The sequence below is a fragment of the Chromobacterium sp. CCUG 76385 genome, from assembly GCF_059916625.1.
In genome coordinates this window covers 18,711-38,808 of sequence record NZ_JAUCGU010000023.1, presented here as the reverse complement: position 1 = coordinate 38,808, position 20,098 = coordinate 18,711, and the positions used below count along the sequence as shown (strand labels likewise).

The window sequence follows — 20,098 nt, the reverse complement described above, 5'->3', positions numbered from 1 at the left end:
TGTAGCCGATAGCCGCCGGCTCTGTCTCGTAGCCGGCGGGGCGGTTTGGATGGTCTCAGTTGTTGGCGTTGATCAAGTCGTTGATCACCTTGGGCGTGATGAAGATCAACAGCTCGCTACGCTTGTCTATCTTTTGCGTGTTGCGGAACAAGGCCCCGAGGAAGGGGATGTCGCCAAGCAGCGGCACCTTGTTCACCACGTCGTTCAGCTGCTGCTGGTAGATGCCGCCGATCACCACGGTGCCGCCGTTGTCGACCAGCACCTGGGTGACGATTTTTTCGGTGTTCAGCGATGGCGTGCCGTTGACCGTTTGCTGGAAGTTGGCCGAGTCCTTGTTGACGGTGATTTCCATCAGCACGCGGTTGTCCGGCGTGATCTGGGGCATGACTTTCAGGCTGAGCACGGCCTTTTTGAACGCAGTGGAGGTGGCTCCGCTGGAGCTGGACTCCTGATAGGGGATTTCCTGGCCTTGCTCGACGGTGGCCTCTTGCCGGTCCGCCGTCATCACGCGCGGGCTGGAGATCACCCTGCCCTTGTCCTCGGCCTGCAGCGCCTGCAGCTCCAGGCCGATGATGCCGGACTTGCCGACGCTGTACAGCGCGGTCAGCGAACCAGCCGGGTTGGCGATCGGCAGGTTGACGCCGGGCTTCACCGCGTAAGGCGTCTGGGTGGCGCCCTGCACCGGCGGAATGCGGCCGTTGGCGTTGGTAATCGCGTTATCCAGGCCGCTGCCGCTGATCAGGCCGTCGCTGCCTATGCGTTCATAGGCCAGCCGCACGCCCAGGTCGCGCTCCCAGTTGTCGGTGGCCTCGACGATGCGCGCCTCGATCAGCACCTGCTTCACCGGGATGTCGGTCTTGCCGATGATGTCGCGGATCTTGTCGATGACCGAGCCGATGTCGTTGACGATCAGGGTATTGGTTTTGGAGTCGATCAGCACGCTGCCGCGCTCGGACAGCAGGCTTTGCTTCTTGCCGGCGGTATTGTCACCATCCAGCACTTTCTTGAAGTCATCGGCCGAGCGGTAGCGCAGCACGAAGGTTTCCGAGCGCAGCGGCTCCAGCGTGGCCAGCTGCTGGCGCGCTTCCTGCAGCTGCTTGTCGCGGGCCAGCAGCTCTTCGCGCGGGGCGATCTGGATGATGTTGCCGTTGCGGCGCTGATCCAGGCCCTTGGTCTGCAGGATCAGCTCCAGCGCCTGGTCCCACGGCACATCTTTCAGGCGCAGCGTGATGTTGCCGGTCACCGAGTCGCTGGTGACGATGTTGAGGCCGGTGAATTCGGCGATCACCTGCAGCACGGTGCGCACTTCGATGTTCTGGAAGTTCAGCGACAGCTTGTCGCCCTTGTACAGTTGCTTGCCGCCGTCGGCGACTACTTGATCCGCAGTCGGACGACGCACCTCCACCACCAGCTTGCCGTCGGTCTGGTACGAGGAGTAGTCCCAGTCGCCCTGCGGCTGGATCAGGATGCGGGTGTTGTTGCCGAGGTTGCTGGCGTCCACTTTGGCCACCGGGGTGCCGAAGTCGGTGACGTCCAGCCGGCGGACCTGCTGGCGCGGCAGCGTCGCGCCGATGATGTCCACTGCCAGGTTCTTGCCGTCGCGGCGGATGTCCACCGGCGTATTGGCGTTGGGCAAGGTCAGCTCGACCCGGCCCTCGCCGTTTTTGCCGCGGCGGAAATCCAGAGCGGCAGGTTTGCCGGCGGCGGCCAGTTGTTCGGCGGCCTGTTGCGCGGCATTGAGCGGCGAGGTCTGTTCGGTTGGCGTGGCGCCCTGGTTCGGCGACATCGAGCCATCCAGCGTCAGCAGCAGCTTGTTGCCCTGGATTTGGCTGCGGTAGGCGGCGAGCCGGCCCAGATTCAGGATCAAACGGGAACGGCCGGTGGCTTCCACCGCGACGGCGGATTTCAGCAAGGGGCCGTCCACATTGATGGTCGGGCTGGCCAGCTTGACGGCGGTGTCGGCGAAGTCCAGCGCGATGCGCGGCGGATTGGACATGGAGAAGCTGTTCGGTTTTACCGCCGGGCCATCAAAGGTGATCTGCACCGTTTGCAGGTTGCCGTCTATTTTTCCCGTGTCTATCGCGGTGATGGCCGGCCCGGCCAGCGCGTGCGCGGCCGCCAGACTCATCGCCAGTCCCCCCAGCAGTGCGATGGATAGCTTATTCATTTATTCTGCCCTTGTTCTTCCAGGTACAGGTTGCTTTCGCGCTGCACCCATTCTCCATTTAGGTCTTCAACGGTCTCGGCCAGCTTGACGCCGGCATCGTCGATGGCGGTGACTTTGCCGTAATTGGTGCCGACATAATTGCCCGGCTGGATGCGGTAGACCGTGCCTTCCGGCGTGCGGATCAATGCATAGATTTTGCTGCCTTGGCGTATGGTTCCCACCATCGCCAGCTTGTCCATGTCATAGTTTTCCAGCGCTTCGCGCGGCCGTTTCATGTCCGGCGCATTGGCGGAATTCTGGCTTTTGCCGGCCTGCAGTTTCTGTGGATTGAACGGGTCCAGCAGATCAAAAGCCTGGTAGCTGAACGGTTTGTAGGCCTGTACCTGCGGCAGCGGCTCGATCTGGCCGCGCAGGCCCTGGCTGCTGGAGACGATCCAGGCCTGAAGATCGTCATTGCCGGCGTTGCCGCAGCCGCACAGCAGCAGGGCGGGCAGGAGGAGGGTGAATCGGTTTTTCATCGCTGCGGCCCCTTACTTAGCGACCTGGGCTGCCGGCACGCCCAGGCGCTCGCCTGGCTCCAGCGCGCGATAGGTGCGCGCCGTGGCGTCCATCGTCAGCCGGTTGCCGTTGCCGGGGGTGAGGTTGATGTCGCTGATGGTGACGATGCGCGACAGCTGCGCCACGTCGTTGACGAAGGCGGCCAGGTCGTTGTAGGTGCCGGTCAAACGGATGGTGATGGGCACTTCGGCCATTTCGGTGGAGCGGATTTCGGTGCCGGGTTTGAACAGATCGAACTGCAGCCCGCGGCCGATGCCGGCCTGGTTGATTTCCGTCAGCAGCGTGTCCATGTCCGATTTGGTGGGCAATTGCTTCAGCAGCGCGCCGAAGGAGGCGTCGATTTCCTTCAGCTGCTGCTCCAGCGCGTCCAGATTGACCGCCTGCCGCTTTTTGTCGATGAAGGTCTGCTTCAGCTGTTCTTCCTGTTGCTTGGCCTGTTGCAACTGATCCAACTGGTCGCCCAGCACGAAGAAGTAACCGAGGCCCAGCAGCATCAGCAGCAGCACGGCCAGCGCCAGGCCTTGCGCCTGCAGCGGCCAATTGGGCATGTCCTTGGGGTCGAGGGCGCGTAGTTCGTCCAGCGTCATGGCTTGGCTCCGGATGGATTGGTATTTTTCAACTGCGTATCCGGCGGCGCTTGGCGCAGCGTGGCGTTCAGGGTGAAGGCGTTGGCCCGCTGGTTGTTGGCGATGGTGGCGGTGACTTCAACCAGCACTGGCGATTCGAAGGTTTCCGACTGGCCCAGCTGGCGCATGAAGTTGGACACCCGCGCGCCGGACTGGGCCAGGCCGGTCAGTGTCACTTGATTGCCGGTTTGCTTGAAAGAGCGCAGATAGATGCCGTCCGGCGTTTGCCGCACCAGCTGGTCGAACAGGTGCACCGCGCCGTTGCGGCCTTCCTGCAGCCTTTCCACCAGCTGTTTGCGCGCCAGCAGGTCGTCGCGCTGCTTCTTCAGCTTGCCGATGTCCTTGATCTGCCGGTCCAGCTTGCCGATTTCGGCTTGCAGAAACTGGTTGCGCCGCTGCTGGTCCGCTTGGATATGCCCCAGCACCAGATAGGCCGCGCCCAGCAGCAAGACCGCGGCGGCGATGGTCGCGCCGGTCAGCAACTGGAAACGCAGGCGATGCGCGGCTTTTTTCTGTTCGCGGTGGGGGAGGAGGTTGATCCGTATCATTCAGTCGAACCTCCTGAGCGCCAGGCCGCTGGCGATCAGCAGCGACGGTGCGTCCATCAGCAATTCCTTCAGTCGGATGGAGCCGGACTGTACCATGGTGGTGAAAGGGTTGGCGATCATGGTGCTGATCTGGGTGCGGCCGGCCACGGCGTCGTCCAGGCCGGGCAGCATGCTGCAGCCGCCGGCCAGCAGGATGTAGTCCACGCGCAGGTATTGCGACACGCTGACCGTGGTGTAGAAGAACTGCAGCGCGCGCTGGATTTCCTGCGCCAGCGAGTCGATGAAGGGATGCATCAGTTCCGATTCATAGCCGTCCGGCAGCGCCATGCTGCGCTTGCTGGCCTCGGCTTCCTCGAAGCTGATGTTGTAGCGGCGCTGGATGTCGCGCGTCAGTTGGTGGCCGCCGAACATCTGCTCGCGATAATAGATTTGCTGCCCGTTGCGGATGATGTTGCAGTGGATGCGCGTGGCGCCGATATCGAACAGGGCGAAGGTCTGGTTCATGCCGTGGTCCGGCAATTGCTGCTGGATCTGCTCGAACGCGGTCATCATCGCAAACGATTCCACATCCACCACCTGCGGCCGCAAGCCGGCCATTTCCACCACCGCGACGCGCTCTTCCACCTTCTCCTTGCGCGCCGCGCACAGCAGGACTTCCATGTCGTCGATGCTGGATGGCGAGGGCCCCAGCACCTGGTGGTCCAGATTCACTTCTTCCAGCGGGAACGGAATGATCTGGTGGGCCTCGTTCTCGATGATCTCGTCCATGTCATCGATCTGGCTCACCGGCACCAGGATCTTCTTGTAGATGGCCATCGGCGTGGGGATGGCGATGGCCACGTTGCGGACCGGGCTGTCCAGCCGTTTCCAGGCGCGGCGTATGGTTTCGGCGATGCCTTCGATTTCCACCAGATTGCCGTCGTTGACGGCTTCCTTGGGCAGCGGTTCGATCACGTACCGCTCCACCTGGCAGTTTCTGCCGTTGCGCGACAGCTCCACCAGCTTGATGGCCGTGTTGCTGATGTCCAGCCCCAGCCGCGGCGAATTGTGGGCTTTTCCCAGTCCCAGCTGTTCGAGCCAGGGCAGCTCGAGCTTCAGTTTTTCGAATAACATCTTCGCCTCAATCCGCTTCTCTGCAACAGAATTTCGAACTGTTGCCGCCATTGTTTGTCTTGTTGGCATTCACAAGACGTTATAATCCGCTTTCCAATGAAAGCCCATCGTATATATGCTCAGACGATTTCTTGCAATCATGGCGGGTGTTTTTCTAGGCGGTGTGGTATTGCTGGCGGGCGCCGCAGCAATTGCCGTCATCATAACCTACCCCCGCTTGCAAAGCCTTGATGTAATCACGGATTACCGCCCGAAAATCCCGCTACGCGTGTATTCCGCCGACAGCCAGCTGCTGGGCGAGTTCGGCGAGGAGCGGCGGTCGTTTTCCCGCATCCACGAAGTCCCGCAGTTGATGAAGCAGGCCGTGCTGGCCGCGGAAGATGAACGATTCTACCAGCACAGCGGCATCGATTACCTAGGCATCCTGCGCGCGGCGGTCGGCAATATCGTGTCCGGCCATACGCGATCCGGCGCCAGCACCATCACCATGCAGGTGGCGCGCAATTTCTTCCTGTCCAGCGAGAAGACCTTCACCCGCAAGTTCAACGAAGCGCTACTGGCGTTCAAGATCGAGCACACGCTGAGCAAGGACCAGATTCTGGAGCTGTATTTCAACCAGATCTATCTGGGCCAGCGCGCCTATGGTTTCGGCGCGGCCGCTCAGGCTTATTACGGCAAGTCGCTGAATGAGCTCAGCATCGGCCAGATGGCGATGCTGGCCGGCCTGCCCAAGGCGCCGTCGGCCTACAACCCGGTGGTCAACCCGGACCGCGCCAAGCTGCGTCAGCAATACGTGCTGCGCCGCATGCGCGAGCTGAACTTCATCACCGAGGATCAGTACCAAGAAGCGCTGAACGAGCCGCTGAAGCTGGCCAGCCAGGCTGCCGATACCAGTCAGCCCGGCCAGTATGTTGCGGAAATGGTACGTCAGGCCATGTACGAGCGGTACAAGGAAGCCGCGTACACAGAAGGCTTCAAGGTTTACACCACCATCGACAGCCGCCACCAGCAGTGGGCGTATGACGCGCTGCGCGCAGGCCTGACCGATTACGACCGCAAGACCGGCTATCGCGGCCCGGAAAGCTATCTGGACCTGCCGTCCGGCAGCGGCGAGGACCTGACCGAAGCGCTGGACGAGGCGATGGGCGACCTGCGCGACAGCGGCGGCATGCTGCCGGCCATCGTGCTGTCGGCCAGCCCGAGCGAGGTGCAGGCCTATATGCGCGGCGGCAAGACCGCGGTGATCAAGGGCGCGGGACTGGATTTCGCCCGCCGCGGCCTGAGCGCCAAGGCTTCCGCGCAGCAGCAGATCCGGCGCGGCGCGGTGATCCGCGTGCAAGCCAATCCCAAGGGTTACTGGGAAATCGTGCAGATGCCGGAAGTGGAAGGCGCCTTCGTGTCGCTGGATACCCGCACCGGCGCGATCCGCTCGCTGGTGGGCGGCTTCGATTTCAACCGCCGCAGCTTCAATCACGTGACCCAGGCCTGGCGTCAGCCCGGCTCCTCGTTCAAACCGTTTATCTATTCGGCCGGCATCGAGCGCGGCATCACGCCGTCCACCATGATCAACGACGCGCCGCTGTCGGTGCCCGGCGTCAACGGCCAGATGTGGGAGCCGAAGAACGATGACGGCAAGTTTTCCGGCCTGATCACGCTGCGCCAGGGCCTGACGCGCTCCAAGAACCTGGTGTCAGTGCGCGTGTTGATGGCCATCGGCACCGATTACGCCCAGCAGTACATCCAGCGCTTCGGCTTCTCGCCCAAGCAGCACCCGGCTTATCTGCCAATGGCGCTGGGCGCCGGCTCGGTGACGCCGCTGCAGATGGCGGAGGGTTATTCCGTGTTCGCCAACGGCGGCTACCGCACCAAGGCCTATTTCATCGACCGCATCGAAGACCAGTCCGGCCGCGTGCTGGCCAAGACCGTGCCCACCGTGGCCGGCCAGAATGCGCAGCAGGCGATCGATCCGCGCAACGCCTTCATCATGCGCTCCATGATGGGCGACGTGGTGCGCTACGGCACCGGCTTCCGCGCCATGAGCCTGGGCCGCACCGACCTCGCCGGCAAAACCGGCACCACTTCGGACTGGAAGGACGCCTGGTTCGTCGGCTTCAATCCCAATCTGGTGGCGGCCACCTGGGTGGGCTTCGACCAGCCGCGCTCCCTGGGCCGTTACGGGTACGGCGGCACCGCCGCGCTGCCGATCTGGATCAACTACATGGGCAACGCGCTCAAGGGCCAGCCGGAAGTGGAGCTGCCGGTGCCGCAGGGCATCGTGGTGAAGCCGGGCGCCGGCCAGCGCGGCGGCGACGAGTATTACTACGAGGAATTCCAGAAGACCAATCCGGAACTGCGCATCGACAACAGCGGCTCCGTGCCGGGCGGCGACGTCGACGCCAGCGCGCCGGTGGACGACGGCAGCAAGCCGGCCGCGCAGGACGCGGTGGAGAACGTCAAAGACCAGCTGTTCTGATCGGCTTCCAGTCCATGCGCCCGCCCCGACGGCATTCGCCGCCGGGGCTTTTTTGTGCGCGCCGGCCAAGATGGGCATAATCGAAGCATTTGGCATGGCAAGGAGGCCGCCATGAAAATCGCGCAACTGACCGATATCCACCTGTTCGCCAGCCCGCAGGGCAGGCTGATGGGCGTGGACACCTACGCGGCGCTGCGCAAAGTGCTGGCATCGGTGCGGGAGCAGCATGCCGACGCGGTGTTCCTGACCGGCGACATCTCGCAGGACGAGTCCGAGGCGTCGTACCGGCTGTGCGCCGAGGCGCTGGCCGGATTGGGGCTGCCGGTGCACTGGATCGCCGGCAATCACGATAAGCCGGCTACGGCCGCCCGCGTGTTCGCCGAATACGACTTCATGCATCCGCTGGATACGCTCAGGCTGGGCGGCTGGACTTTTCTCGGTGTCGATTGCTGCGTGGCGGGGCACGACGAAGGCCGCATCGACGACGCCGGCCTGGCCGCGTTGCGGAGCCGGTTGGCGCGGGTGGACGATGGCCCGGCGGCCGTGGTGCTGCATCACCATCCGCTGGCGGTGGGCACGCCGCTGCTGGACGACTGCATGTTGATGGACGGCGGGCGGCTGTGGGCCATGCTGGCGCAAGCCGAGCGCGCCAGGCTGGCGATCTGCGGCCATGTCCACGGCGATCATCGCATCGTGCGCGATGGCCGCGTGCTGGAAGTGTGCCCGGCCACCTGCTTCCAATGGATCAAGGGCACGCGCGAGGCGGCTATCGAAAACCGCCAGGGCTACCGCCTGTTCCGCTTCCTGCGCGATCATTACGAGGCGAAGACCCTGTTCTTGTGATCAGCCGCAGGCTTGGCCGCAAGCGGGGCCAGGGTTTATAGTCAGGCATCCTCAGGCGATGCCGCCGCGACGGCATCGCCTTGATGCAAGTTCAAGGAGAGCGGATGCCTTATTTCAAGTTGACCATTGTCGCCATTTTCATTCTGTCCACTGCTTACGTGCACCTGCGCGGCCGGGTGCGGCTGGGCTTCTGGCGCCAGTTGAGCGACCACTCCACCATCATGGCGCCGATCAATTGCTTCATGTACCTGTTCTCCAAAGTGCCGCCCAAGCCCTATCTGCCGGTGGAGCGCTTCCCGGAGCTGCAGGCGCTGACGGCCAACTGGGAAAAAATCCGCGAGGAAGCGGCCGCGCTGTACGACCAAGGCAATATCAAAGCCTCGGACAAATATGACGACCTGGGCTTCAACTCCTTCTTCAAAACCGGCTGGAAACGCTTCTACCTCAAGTGGTACGGCCAGGATCACGCCTCGGCCCAGGCGCTGTGCCCGTACACCACCCAGTTGTTGAAGCAGTTTCCCAATATCAAGGCCGCCATGTTCACCGCCTTGCCGCCTGGCAGCCGCCTGGTGCGCCACCGCGACCCGTTCGCCGGCTCCGTGCGCTATCACCTGGGCCTGATCACGCCGAATGACGACGGCTGCTACATCGATGTGGACGGGCAGAAATACAGCTGGCGCGACGGCGAGGCGGTGATCTTCGACGAAACCTATCTGCATTACGCCGAGAACACCACGGACCAGAACCGCATCATCCTGTTCTGCGATATCGAACGCCCGATGTGGTTCGCTCCGGCGCGCTGGATCAACCGCATCGTCAGCCGCGTGCTGGTGGGCGCGGCCAATTCCCCCAATCAGGAAGGGGACCGTACCGGCGGCCTCAACCGCGCCTTCCGCTACATCCAGCAGGTGCGCCTGTTCGGCAAGAAGATCAAGGCGCAGAGCCGCTTTGCCTACTACTTGCTGAAATGGCTGCTGCTGGGCGGCCCCATCGTGCTATGGCTGTTCTGGGGCGCGTGGCGCTGAGTCTGCCGCGCAGGCATGGAAAAACCGCATGTCGAGAGGCATGCGGTTTTTTGTTGCGCCGCCAGCCTGCGCGGGCTGTTGCCGTCCTGCGCTCCGGGGCTGGAAAGCGGCCGAGCTGGATGGCGTCGTACACCGACGAGCGGGACAGGCCGAAAGTGGAGATGGCTTCTGGCAAGCGCAGCGGCTGGGCGGTAAGCGAATGGGCAATGGCGGTCATGGGAGTTGTCCTTATCGTTTGAACTGAATAGCGGTGGATGCAATCGGATGCGCCGATCAGCGAGCGCAGTATTTCAGAAATTTCAAATCGAGTTTGGAGGGCTTGTTGTGTGGAATTGCCGCACAACAAATAAACTTGAAAAGCCAAGAAAACACGGATTTGGCTATTGACGATAGACGATGGGCTTGAAATGGGAGATGTGATTTTTTAATATCTGGACCGTATCGGACCAATACGGACTGCGCCGGACATGTTCGGCGACAGATTTAAGCGGGAAGAAATGGGAAAGGGCGGAAACGTCAGTCAGCTAAAACGGTGGCTGCATGCGTAGAGTGCATGAAAACGCATGAATCTCGGCAGCAGAAAAACAACGCGCTAGGCCATACGGTGCGGGCTTGGCGCGGGTTCATGCAGGTGCATGATTAGCGGCACATGAAGCGTGGGGGCGAGGCGGGGCTTCGATAGCGCGCGCTGGGGTAAAGCGTGGGTCGGGAAGGCATATAGATTATTACTGGATTTTTCAGCGTGGATTTGATTTTGGGTCTTATTAGCTTGTTCTGTGAGGTTTTAAGGCCGGGTATTTGATGTGGTGAAAGTCAGGCCAGCCTTCCTGTGAATACAGGGTTTGAGTTCCTTTATAGTTGATGCTAATTAATAATAGGCGGTAAAACAATTCTAGGCATGAAAAAAAGTCGTTGGTTAAATTTTGCACTTTATTTGCATCGTTTTCGCTTAAGTTGCCTGCGTGAGCCGAAGCGTTTCTCACTCTGCACCAGGTCTCTGGAAGTTTTTCGTTGATGTAGAGTATTTTTTCAAGGTTGTACAGGGCATTTTTTGTGCTTGTATTTTCTGTGCTTTTTAGGTTCATAATCAATCGTTCTTTGATTTTTTTATCAATTGTAGCTAGCTCAATTATGGGAATTGAGTTTGTTGCATTTTCAATAAATGTTTGATCGGGCATCCCGTGTGTATAAAAATACTCTTTTACGATTCCTTCAATGGACGTTGTTAATGTGAGTGCGGCTATTTCAATGTCAATTTTGCGTGAGATGTGAATTTTTTTCCAATATCCAAAGTAATAGTTATTGGTAATTTGAAATTCTTGTAGATAGCATCTTATCAACTGTATGCAATCATCAGCCCGAAATGGGTGTGAGGAAGGAAATGGTGGGCTGGTTAATGATTTTTCTTCAAGTGATATGCTTGAATGTATCTGTGTGGTTACTAAATTTTCAAATTGAAATTTTCTTAGGATCGGCTGAATAACTCCCCCAGTCAAAATGCCTAGAGATTCTTCTAGTGCTGTTACGTAGGGAGGGCAAATGCTTTTGATCGATAGGATGGTTATTGTTGTTCTATCTTCTTGGGTGTCAATAGTTATTGTCTTGTCTTCTTCAGTAAATTTTAAAATGCTCAGAGATGAGTATTCATTGCGATCAATCCATTCATTGCATGCAATGTTTAATTTGTGTGGGATTGTTATTTCAGCAAACCCTATTTTGTCAGTGTTTTCTATTTTTTTTGTGCTGTAGAGATTGTGAACTAAAATCTCAATCGAGATAAAATCCTTGTGGTTTGAATTGATTTTTTTGATCAAAATATTTTCGGCGTGCCATTCTGTATCGTTTGGCTGGGTTGTCGATAAATTAAAGTAGTGTTTCTTTGAAACAATTTTCCCCGGAGTGCCATTGTTGGGGGGGGCGGGACTCTATCGCCGAGTTTTCAATTTTGTGAAATATTTTTATGTAAAATCCACCGTTGCTGTTTTGTGTAATCAGGCCTGGCCCTGTATATGTGATAGGGTTTTTACTCTCCTGTTGAGTAAGTGTTATTGTTTTACAGTCCGTGGTGAATTTTGATTTAAGCAAATTTTCAATCATGGCTTTGTCTGCTTGTATTGTAATAAAATATGCTGCTGCTTTTGTTTTTAAATATGGGTTTTCTGTTGTCAATAAATTCAGCCCACCACTGCATCATTTTATTTCTCTCCTCTATGTACTCGGCACGATTGTAAGCCGCCCGTACTTTGTTTGTTTCGATGTGGGATAATTGACGCTCAATAGCATCCGGGTTGAAGCCCTCTTCATTCAAGATGGTTGATGCCGTCGAGCGGAAGCCGTGGACATCGGCTTTGCCCCTGAAGCCCATGCTGTGAAGAGCGCGGCGCAGGGTTTCCGGCGACATGGGACGGCGTGGACTGTTGCGGTTGGGGAAGATGTGCTCCCGTCCGCCGCTTATTGCGTGGAGTTGCTGCAGCACTTCCAAGGCTTGCCTAGATAGTGGGACCAGATGTGGCGGCGCGGTTTTCTTGGACTTCTCCGGCAGCTTGCGATGTTCCGGCGGGATGGTCCACAGCGCCTTGTCGAAATCGATTTCTTCCCACCTGGCCATGGCCATCTCTCCGACGCGGGTGAAGGTCAGTAGCATCAGCTTCATCATCAGCTTAGTTTGCACGCTGCCGTCATATTTCTCTAGTGCTTCCAGAAAGGCAGGGATGTCCTCACGCATCAGCGCCTTGCGTGGCGTGGATTGCTGGGTTTTGAGAGCGTCGGTCAGTGGAGAAGCCGGGTCGCTGTCACAGCGGCCGGTCAGGATGGCAAGGCGGAAGACTGCTGAGCAGCGTTGCCGCAGGCGCTTAGTGGTATCGATGTTGCCGGCGCTCTCCACCTTGCGCAGCACTTCCAGCAGCTCCAGCGGGCGAATCTCATTGATTGGCCTGTCGCCGATGTAGGGGAAGATGTGGGTCTTCATGGCCGACAGGACACGCTCGCTGTGGGCGGCGGACCATTCGTGGCTTTCCCTTTCATGCCACCCCAGCGCGATGGCTTCAAACGTGTTGGCTGTCGCGGCTTGTTTCAGCACCTTTTCCAGCTTGCGCTGTTCTGAAGGGTCTTCGCCATTGGCCAGCTGCCGACGGGCGTCGTCTCGCTTGAGGCGGGCTTCCTTTAGTGTGGTCTCCGGGTAGATGCCCAGGGCCAGGCGTTTTTCCTTGGCGTTGAAGCGGTACTTCAGCCGTCAGTATTTGGAGCCATTGGGCATGACTTCCAGGTACATGCCTTTTTCGTCTGACAGGCGAAGCGGCTTGCCGTCCTCTCTTGGTTTAGCCGTTTTGCAGGCGGTATCAGTCAGGGGCATGGAGCTGTTTTCGGGTGCATTTGGGGGCATCGAAATGTGCCCCCTTTGTAGATGCCCTCAAGTATGCCCCCATGTGCTCCCGGCTTTCAATGGAACTATTCGGACGGCTTTGGACGTAAAAAAACCGCAAAGCCTTATCTGGCGCGGGTTTGTGGACTTTCTCGGACTGCTTTGGAAGTGTGGGTGGCGCCCCGACAGCAATCGAATTTGTTCTGTATTATTATGTTTTTATTTGATTTTTCTTTTTGTAGTGGCGTAAAAGGTACGCAATATGGTACACGGATTGGCTTTGCTGCAACACTGCAGGTAGATGGTCCGCCAGTATTGCCTAGTGGGGACCTGAGCAGCTAAGCCGCCCCCAAACTTGCAGTTTCGAGTGTGGACTACTTACCACCACCCAAACCTTTGCATGAACTCTTCTCTACTGGCCCCCAGCGCCCCCAGCCAATCGGCTAACTCGACGATGTCCAGCCGGCGTTCCAAGTTTTCCACTTTGGCCACATAGGACTGCGGGCGAGACAGGGCAACCGATAGGGCGGTTTGTGTGATGTCTCGTGCTTCTCTCTCTGCGACAAGCTGTCTAATAAGGCTCTTGTAGCGGTCATCATGGATGGTCTTCATCCAAGCATGGCAGCACTTGTGCAAAATTATCCCAAAATGGGATAATTTTCTTGGCATTCTAACTGGCAGAGGCAATCATGAAGCTGAGAACTTCGATCGCGTTGGTGGTGGCAGGCAGCTGCCTGCTGCTTTTGCCGCTGGTCTTCTTATCCGGCTGGCTGAAGTACCTTCTGATGTTTGTGGGCTCGGTGATGTTGCGCGCGGTCTGGGAGTGTTATGCGGGAGTAATGCCTGCTGAATCGGATCAAGAAACTTCGCCATGCTTCAAGGGGTTTGATGAAACGAACTATGGTGATGTGATGCAAAATTGGCGCGGCCTTAATAGCCACAGCCTAGGTGATCATGATCTATAAATCGGCCTTTAGGTGGCAACATGAAAGTTCGCGTTCAAATTGCGCTGGTGATATCAGGGATTCTTGCTCTATTTCTACCGTTATTTTGTATGGCGGGTTGGCTGAAATACTTGATAATGTTTTTGGGTGCCCTTGCCCTTCATGCGGTTTGGGATCTGTACGCTGGTACTCCGGTTGTCGAAAAAGAGCGTAGTCAGTCTCTGACGTTTTCTGAGGACGATTACAAGGTCAGCGAAAACGACTGCTCGCACTGGGCAGACATTGGTATCGGCATGGGAGTTGGGCGAGACGATTGATTAGCTGGAACCAACGAGTGGTGTATACCAATTGATGAGGTAATTGCTATGTTTAGATTTTTTGCTGAATTCTGGTTTGCTGTACGCCAGGGGCCGCGCTTGTACTTTGCTCCACTTATTGGGGCGATCAAGGGAGTGCAAGACGCTGTCAGAGCAAACCCTAGTCAAAAATAGCAGATAGAAGAGTCAGGCCTTCTCGCCTATTTAGGGGGGAGGTTTTTTATTCGGTGGGAAGTTGTGATAATGCAACATATTTACTTGTTTTTTCTCAGGAAGAATAAGCAAGTTATTGATTAATAAGGCGTTGTCCTTGGCTTCTACTTGTCTCGGAGTGAGAAGAAAATCCTTCTTAAAAGCTTGTTGATCCAGTATTTCAGCGTTCATACACTGAGAGTGCAGATTGATTGATCTCCTGTGATAACGCTGCCGTCTGCAGGCAGTACTTGCGGCAAACGTTCCATCCAGCACGGCGCTGGCTGGAATTTTTGTTTGTGGAGTGGAAGATGCTGGACAACGTTTTGCAATTTTACCCGACAAGACCCAAGAATGACTTAATAGATTATTACTTAGCCCTTCAGAAGCTTGAGGCGGATATTCTTATTTATAAAGATGAAGAGAGCGTTTCTTTGGGGGCTAAGCAAGAGATACATCTTGCGAGAAGAGAGCAGCTTAAATCATACGGTATGTGTGCTCAGAGAATCATTGATTGGTGGGCGAAGGTGCAGGCAGCTGAGCACAAGCTTGCGATTGAGCAAGGGAGAGTCATCTCGATACCTGTTGGTAAACAGTATGGGAAACGGCTCAGTAAGCACAAGTATGAGGAAAAAATCCTCTATGAACACAGGCGTTCATTTTTGTCGGATACGCCGGAAAATCGAGCGCTAACCTCAGTTGAAGGATTTAAGTCATGTTGTGGTGAGACCATGGTTTTGATGAGTGCTATCGATGCCGGTAGGTCTGATACAGTCATTAAAAAGAAAATTAAAAAGTTATCAGAAGGGTGTAGTGCGAAGTATTTATTTCTGGGAAAGGCGCTGATCTTGGTTGAGTTGGCTCTGGCTGAGTGTGAGAAACTGATAAAAACGAATGGTGAAAAAGGCCTAGCTTCAGATAGCCTGGTCAGGCTGGAGATGGAAATATCTGAGTTTGTTGAATACTCGAGTTATGAATTTGTTCATAAGGATAACCGAACGGGGGCAAGAGCTCATGGGCTAGCCACGAGAGATGCCAGGTTAAGAGAAGTTGTGAAAATGGCGTTCCAGGGTTTATTGCATGAGCGGAATGATTTGAGTGATGTGCAGGTTGATGATCTATTTGCAGAGAATGCTGCGAATAAAGCTATTATTCATATTTTAGATGATGAGCGGGATTTGAAGAAAAAGTCGGTGAAATTTAAAGAACTATTGGCTGATGAGATAAGATGTAAAGTTCTGAACGACTATTTTGTGGCTTGCGGAGAACTCTACCCAGATAGCTATGTAGACAGTCCTGTTGAGGAAATTACCCCGATCGACTCGTCTCATGCGATGCGATCTTATATCGTTGCTCACTTGTCTGCTAGAAAGAAAGCTAAGGTAGCGCTGGGGTTGATTTATGGTGCATCATGATTGGAGAGGTTGTATAAAATACAAGGTGTTTTTTGCTGTATTAACTTTTGGGTTGATGGGGAATTGCTTTGCATCTGAAACTATCTCTGTTGATTTAGGGAAAGTTCAAGTTTTTACAACTGAAGCCGGTTCTCGCCCTGGGCCGATGATGAAGGTTTTTGGTACTAAAGTGGCTGTGGTCGATGAAGTTCATCCCGAAATGGCTCGCGCATTGGAGGGTGAGGTGGCCAAGCAAGGATATGCTATTGCCAAGCCGGGGGAGTTAAAACATCCATATACAATTGAAGAAATTTATGCTGGAGATGCTGACGGATATAATCCACCGCACAGCCCGGAGTCATCCGGTTATACTTTTCCAGTTTTTCAGCTGCTTGGCAGTGCCATAGTATGTGGAACCTTTCATATCTGCAATGATCCCTCTATTGCAGCAAATATCGCGGGGGAACGTTTTAATGACGTTACGCGGAATGTAACTCGTGATGCCAGACCTGATCAGTTGCCTGGTGAGAAGCAAAATAAGCTGTTGGTGGTAAGTAAGCTATGTACGGCCGCAGGTCATTTGTGTGCATCTTCAGTTGCTATTGGTGCTGCAGCAGAGGTTAGTCTGGATGAGTTGAGGATGGCAAATGCCAGAGAGGGTTTCTCCAGAAGTCTGAAGTTAAAATAAAAGAATGAGAGGCTTTGCCTCCCATTCTGGTTTTATTATTGTTGCTGAAAGATGTCGCCATGCAAAATCAACATTTTCATGTTGATTGTTGTGTTGGCTTTTTGCATTATTGAACAAGTTTCCTTGTTATCAGTTCTGTAGTTCATTGTGACTACCCCATCCATGGATGGGAGTCATTTTGCATATCGTCTCAATGATGATGCCTTGCTCATCGGCTTGTATTGACTGTGAATCCTGTTGAATTTCATCAATTATTAATTTTGAGTAATGGTCGACTTTGCTGATCCATTTCAGGATGTTGGCAACTTCAGTTTGCGCATCATCAGGAATGCACAAAGCAGTTGTCTGATTAATCATCAGATAGGCCCGCTCAAATTCTCCAAGTTTATGTGTGCAAATTGATAATTGCTGGATGTGGCTAGTCGCGCGACTAATTTCTATATGATCAACCAGGTCATACGTTACAATGTGAATCAGGCCAGCTCCTAGCAGGGTTAGTTCGATTTGATGAACTTGGGCCTCGATGATGATTTTGCGTTGCTGGCGTTGGATGTAACTCATATCTTGTTCTCCAGGGTTGTGGATAGGTCCTTGCCTGGGGAGATGTGAAACAGTGGTATGTAAGCAGCCCTGCGTCTGTAGCTGGCACGATTAGTATTTTCCTTGACTCTTTGATTTATGCATTCCAGATTCGAGTTTGTGGTTCGATAGTCTGCTGGATTCTAGCAGTCCATTTAAAAGCTCTATGATGTGATTTCTATTTGGAGAGATGAGGCTGCTGTCTGAAGCGCTGATAACGCGGCAGGGTGCGTGGGAGATGCTCTGTTGAGGAAATACGATGGACTATCAGGGACCGGGACGCGTGCATGAAAACTGTCGGAAATAGCTGCGTTCCGTTCCTATGCAGCGCTTAATGACGTTCTTTCGAGCCGAAGTTCTGGAGTTGTGTACCAGTCGCCATCAAGTAGGAGCAGTTGATTGTCCACGCTGTATTCTCCGGAAAGAATGAGACCAGCGGCTAAGGTGAAATAATTCGTTACGGCGCTATAAGGGGTTATGTTGGTAACCCGCTTTATGCCTCTATACATTGGATGGCCGCAAGTGCTGTCGCCAAGAGGGCTCATCGTTATCCAGCGAGGTCGAGCTGGCAAAGGCGGGAAACGGCGGAGGCGAGGGCTCAAGCCGGCTGAATACGTCGACTGTTTCATCTATGAGCCAGGAGTGATCCTCAGACACCCGGGGGGCCAAGTAGTGCAGGTAGACGATGCCGGTCTGTGAGTTCATCCGGAACGTGCCTAGCGTGTCCTGGTTGCGTTGCCGCCGCAGATCGGAGGCCTTGCTGTGAAGCTCGGTATCCATAGCGATGTGGATAATGCCCCGACCATGGCCGGCAATCTGCTTGTCGGCTTCCGACAGCTTGCTGCGCACGTATTTGGCCTTGCGCTCGATCGCCTCCTGCGCGATGCACTGCCAGGTCACGACGGATCCGAACTTCATTTGGTCTATGTACCTGGGATCTTCGGGATAGACCGAGGTCTCTGCGGTGAGGTGATAGTTGCGCTCTGAAACGACGCGTCCCGAGAGAAGCCGTGCCATCTTCGTTCCGAAGTAAAGATAGCTTTCACGCGTGTCGTTATGTACGGCAGCCACGTTGGCGTTGCGGATAAGGCCGTTGCCTAACTGATCCCGCCACGAGTAGCCGTCGGAGAGAAGTATCGGACTTTCCAGCATGTGCTTGACCTGCTGTAGGAGGTAGTCGACCGGCACGTCGGCCAGCTCCTTCACGTAGGTCACATCGACATCGACAGACAGACGTTGCTCGTGCAAAAACGGCTCGAGCTTCTGGAAAATCTCCATGTGTCGGCGATGTTCTTCGATCTCATAGTCTCCCCGCTGCAGGCGTTTTAGCTCCACGAACAGCTCGTTGCCCGACCCAGTACTGGAGAGCCGCAAATCCGGCGTCTTTCCGGGTCCTTCTTCGATGAAGGCGACGTCAAAACCTTCCGCAGCATAGTTGCTGGCCATGACCAGCTCGAACAGTGCGGTGTCTGGAAGTACTTGGCTCTGACGAAGCATGCGCAGTGCTCGATCCGGCGCGCCTTTGACCTGCTTCAGCGCAGGCAGGTTCGCTCCGAGCTGTTTGAGCCAAGGTGCGACGTGGGATACGAGCGTGAAGTCATACGAACGACGATCATCGAGCAGCGATTTTCCCTGAGCCAGGTAGGCGGCGACGATGTCCGGTCCAATATCTGACCACGAAGGATCCTTGCCGCGGGCGGCGACGTCGGACGTGACCTCGTGGTAGCGTCGTTGGGCGGCTATTAACCTGTCAAAGAAGGCAGAAGGGTCGCCGGTGGAGGAAGCGAGCCAGACGAGGGCGGCAGCGATCTCGGGATCATTCTCGATCCCGCCTCCGATTGAAATGTAGGGGCTGGGTCTCTGCGGCGTGATATGCGTTGCCATCATGGGCAAGCCCACAGAGCCGGCTCGGTCAGCGGCACGAAGTTTACTTGGTTGGTAGCGACATCCAGGCTGTTCATGCCAGCTTTGGCGTTCTCCGACGACCCATGGTAACTAACCTGCCACTGAATGTCATGGTGGCCCAGATGCCGGAGCAGCTCCAGCAGATAGGGGCGGTCGACAGCCGACAGCGAGTGACCCAAAATGAAGATTTTCTTGATGCCCGACAGACTTTGGAAGAAGGGCTGATTCGTTTCGATCACGCGCGCCGTGGGCTTGAACGTTTTGGTGAAGTAGCGATCGATGATTCTGTTGCCATCTATGACGCGGACATCAGTCGACTCGGGATCGATACCGTGGTTGAACGAGTCTGCCGCGGTGCGTTCCCAGCCGTGCCCAAGGACAAGCTGGTCATTCGTGCGCGCCGCCGCTCCATGGATGTGGTTCACTCTCTCATCTCGAATGCTGTATACACGCTGCAGCGTGTCGGTATAGTTGAATGTGAGGTAGCATGCGTCCTGGCGCAGCGGGAGCAGTTTGCTGATCATCAGTGTTGGCTGAGGAGTGACGAGCTGACGCACCCATTCGCTAAACCGAAGGTGCAGTGTAGATGAGATCGCTGTAACCACTCGGTCCAGCTCGTACTCGTAGTCGTGGTGTCCTGCCTCGCTCCAGTCATCGGCGCTGTAGGAGGGCAGGTATGCCGCGGCATCGTCGAGGAGCGAGTCGGTATCGAGGTGTGCAAGCTGTGCCTCGAATTGCCACCAGAAGTCGTCATCGACAGAAAAGTAGCGTTCCAATTGATCGTAGGTGTCGGCATCGACTTCCTGCAAGTACCGGCCGAACGCTGGATATGAGGACTGGACGTTATGGTGCAGGTCGAATCCATTGCCGATGATGTACAGGATCTGTTCGCCAGGTGTCACCGGTGAAACATAGCCGCCCCATCCCTGGTCGAGTTCCTGCCGAGCCATCTCATCTCCTCGTAGTGTTCATTTGCCAAGCCGCCCTTCATCACATCAGCGTGCCGCGAAGCGGTCGAATACGGTAGGCTGATGGCCGATAGCAGTCATGCTAGCACAATGACATTGAAATCCGCTAAGGCCGACAAACTTCACGCTTGTCGCATCGACCCGCCGGCCAACTGGATATTATACGAGTCATGGATGACCCTATCCATCAGCGAATCCGCTACTGTTTTGTTGTCAAAGGCGTCATACCAGGCAACTATTACGAGGCGGAACGATGCGTGGCGTTTACAGTGGGGCGGCTAGATTAGCTGCCGGTCCCTTGCCGGCGAGCTCATGTGTGAGGATTGGCATTATGGCGATGCTGTGCAGATAGACATCATCTGCGCCGGCCTGTCGTTGCGTTTCCCTTAATGCAAAG

The 20,098-nt window shown here is 55.8% G+C and carries 18 protein-coding genes and 1 pseudogene; 7 read left to right on the top strand and 12 right to left on the bottom strand.

Annotated features, from left to right (window positions below; genetic code table 11):
* Nucleotides 1-55 precede the first annotated feature (55 nt).
* From QUG01_RS14505 to QUG01_RS14485, 5 genes are read right to left on the bottom strand one after another with little or no spacing between them, the layout of a single operon-like run.
* On the bottom strand, nucleotides 56-2,167 hold the full coding sequence (locus QUG01_RS14505; protein WP_500830755.1) for a type IV pilus secretin PilQ: 2,112 nt from the start codon (nucleotides 2,165-2,167) through the stop codon (nucleotides 56-58).
* Complete coding sequence (locus QUG01_RS14500) at nucleotides 2,164-2,685, bottom strand: pilus assembly protein PilP (protein ID WP_043629537.1); 522 nt, start codon at nucleotides 2,683-2,685, stop codon at nucleotides 2,164-2,166. Before QUG01_RS14500 ends, QUG01_RS14505 begins: the two co-directional genes overlap by 4 nt.
* A gap of 12 nt (nucleotides 2,686-2,697) precedes the next feature.
* Nucleotides 2,698-3,312: a type IV pilus inner membrane component PilO gene (locus QUG01_RS14495; RefSeq protein WP_500830754.1), complete on the bottom strand. Its 615-nt coding sequence runs from the start codon at nucleotides 3,310-3,312 to the stop codon at nucleotides 2,698-2,700.
* Complete coding sequence (locus QUG01_RS14490; RefSeq protein WP_500830753.1) at nucleotides 3,309-3,899, bottom strand: PilN domain-containing protein; 591 nt, start codon at nucleotides 3,897-3,899, stop codon at nucleotides 3,309-3,311. The genes QUG01_RS14495 and QUG01_RS14490 overlap by 4 nt, the downstream gene beginning before the upstream one ends.
* Nucleotides 3,900-5,012 carry a pilus assembly protein PilM gene (locus tag QUG01_RS14485; RefSeq protein ID WP_103321163.1) on the bottom strand — a complete coding sequence of 371 codons (1,113 nt, stop codon included), beginning with the start codon at nucleotides 5,010-5,012 and terminating at the stop codon, nucleotides 3,900-3,902.
* A gap of 268 nt (nucleotides 5,013-5,280) precedes the next feature.
* Between QUG01_RS14485 and QUG01_RS14480 the strand changes: the two genes are divergently transcribed.
* The 3 genes from QUG01_RS14480 (at nucleotide 5,281) to lpxO (ending at nucleotide 9,353) form a co-directional block, all read left to right on the top strand.
* Nucleotides 5,281-7,485, top strand: a complete 2,205-nt coding sequence (locus QUG01_RS14480; protein ID WP_500830752.1) for a penicillin-binding protein 1A — start codon at nucleotides 5,281-5,283, stop codon at nucleotides 7,483-7,485.
* A 111-nt stretch (nucleotides 7,486-7,596) separates the two neighbouring features.
* Nucleotides 7,597-8,328, top strand: coding sequence for a metallophosphoesterase (locus tag QUG01_RS14475; RefSeq protein WP_500830751.1), 732 nt, complete (start codon nucleotides 7,597-7,599; stop codon nucleotides 8,326-8,328).
* A gap of 104 nt (nucleotides 8,329-8,432) precedes the next feature.
* Nucleotides 8,433-9,353: a lipid A hydroxylase LpxO gene (gene lpxO / locus QUG01_RS14470; RefSeq protein ID WP_307911691.1), complete on the top strand. Its 921-nt coding sequence runs from the start codon at nucleotides 8,433-8,435 to the stop codon at nucleotides 9,351-9,353.
* Here lpxO and QUG01_RS14465 read toward each other — a convergent pair.
* The 4 genes and pseudogenes from QUG01_RS14465 to QUG01_RS14450 all read right to left on the bottom strand — a co-directional run.
* Nucleotides 9,259-9,570, bottom strand: coding sequence for a helix-turn-helix transcriptional regulator (locus QUG01_RS14465; protein ID WP_500830778.1), 312 nt, complete (start codon nucleotides 9,568-9,570; stop codon nucleotides 9,259-9,261). The two genes, lpxO and QUG01_RS14465, sit on opposite strands and share 95 nt — an antisense overlap.
* 547 nt (nucleotides 9,571-10,117) lie before the next feature.
* A complete protein-coding gene (locus QUG01_RS14460; protein WP_500830750.1) occupies nucleotides 10,118-11,167 on the bottom strand; it encodes a hypothetical protein in 1,050 nt (349 codons plus the stop codon).
* 275 nt (nucleotides 11,168-11,442) lie between these two features.
* On the bottom strand, nucleotides 11,443-12,432 hold the full coding sequence (locus QUG01_RS14455) for a tyrosine-type recombinase/integrase (protein WP_500830777.1): 990 nt from the start codon (nucleotides 12,430-12,432) through the stop codon (nucleotides 11,443-11,445).
* A gap of 18 nt (nucleotides 12,433-12,450) precedes the next feature.
* Nucleotides 12,451-12,705, bottom strand: a pseudogene (locus QUG01_RS14450) (Arm DNA-binding domain-containing protein); the annotation flags it as partial.
* A gap of 698 nt (nucleotides 12,706-13,403) precedes the next feature.
* Between QUG01_RS14450 and QUG01_RS14445 the strand changes: the two are divergent.
* The 4 genes from QUG01_RS14445 (at nucleotide 13,404) to QUG01_RS14430 (ending at nucleotide 16,249) form a co-directional block, all read left to right on the top strand.
* Entirely contained in the window at nucleotides 13,404-13,679 is a 276-nt protein-coding gene (locus QUG01_RS14445) for a hypothetical protein (RefSeq protein WP_059284448.1), read from the top strand.
* 20 nt (nucleotides 13,680-13,699) lie between these two features.
* Complete coding sequence (locus QUG01_RS14440; protein ID WP_500830749.1) at nucleotides 13,700-13,975, top strand: hypothetical protein; 276 nt, start codon at nucleotides 13,700-13,702, stop codon at nucleotides 13,973-13,975.
* Nucleotides 13,976-14,478: 503 nt separating this feature from the next.
* The gene (locus tag QUG01_RS14435; RefSeq protein ID WP_500830748.1) at nucleotides 14,479-15,582 is read left to right on the top strand and encodes a hypothetical protein; all 1,104 of its coding nucleotides are present in this window, start codon (nucleotides 14,479-14,481) and stop codon (nucleotides 15,580-15,582) included.
* On the top strand, nucleotides 15,569-16,249 hold the full coding sequence (locus tag QUG01_RS14430; RefSeq protein ID WP_500830747.1) for a hypothetical protein: 681 nt from the start codon (nucleotides 15,569-15,571) through the stop codon (nucleotides 16,247-16,249). Before QUG01_RS14435 ends, QUG01_RS14430 begins: the two co-directional genes overlap by 14 nt.
* 129 nt (nucleotides 16,250-16,378) lie before the next feature.
* Here the strand turns inward: QUG01_RS14430 and QUG01_RS14425 are convergent, their stop codons facing one another.
* The 3 genes from QUG01_RS14425 to QUG01_RS14415 all read right to left on the bottom strand — a co-directional run bounded on the left by QUG01_RS14425 (nucleotide 16,379) and on the right by QUG01_RS14415 (nucleotide 19,683).
* Nucleotides 16,379-16,810: a hypothetical protein gene (locus QUG01_RS14425; RefSeq protein ID WP_500830746.1), complete on the bottom strand. Its 432-nt coding sequence runs from the start codon at nucleotides 16,808-16,810 to the stop codon at nucleotides 16,379-16,381.
* A 519-nt stretch (nucleotides 16,811-17,329) separates the two neighbouring features.
* Nucleotides 17,330-18,715: a hypothetical protein gene (locus tag QUG01_RS14420; RefSeq protein ID WP_500830745.1), complete on the bottom strand. Its 1,386-nt coding sequence runs from the start codon at nucleotides 18,713-18,715 to the stop codon at nucleotides 17,330-17,332.
* Entirely contained in the window at nucleotides 18,712-19,683 is a 972-nt protein-coding gene (locus tag QUG01_RS14415; protein ID WP_500830744.1) for a bacteriophage abortive infection AbiH family protein, read from the bottom strand. Before QUG01_RS14415 ends, QUG01_RS14420 begins: the two co-directional genes overlap by 4 nt.
* Between the last annotated feature and the right edge of the window lie 415 nt (nucleotides 19,684-20,098).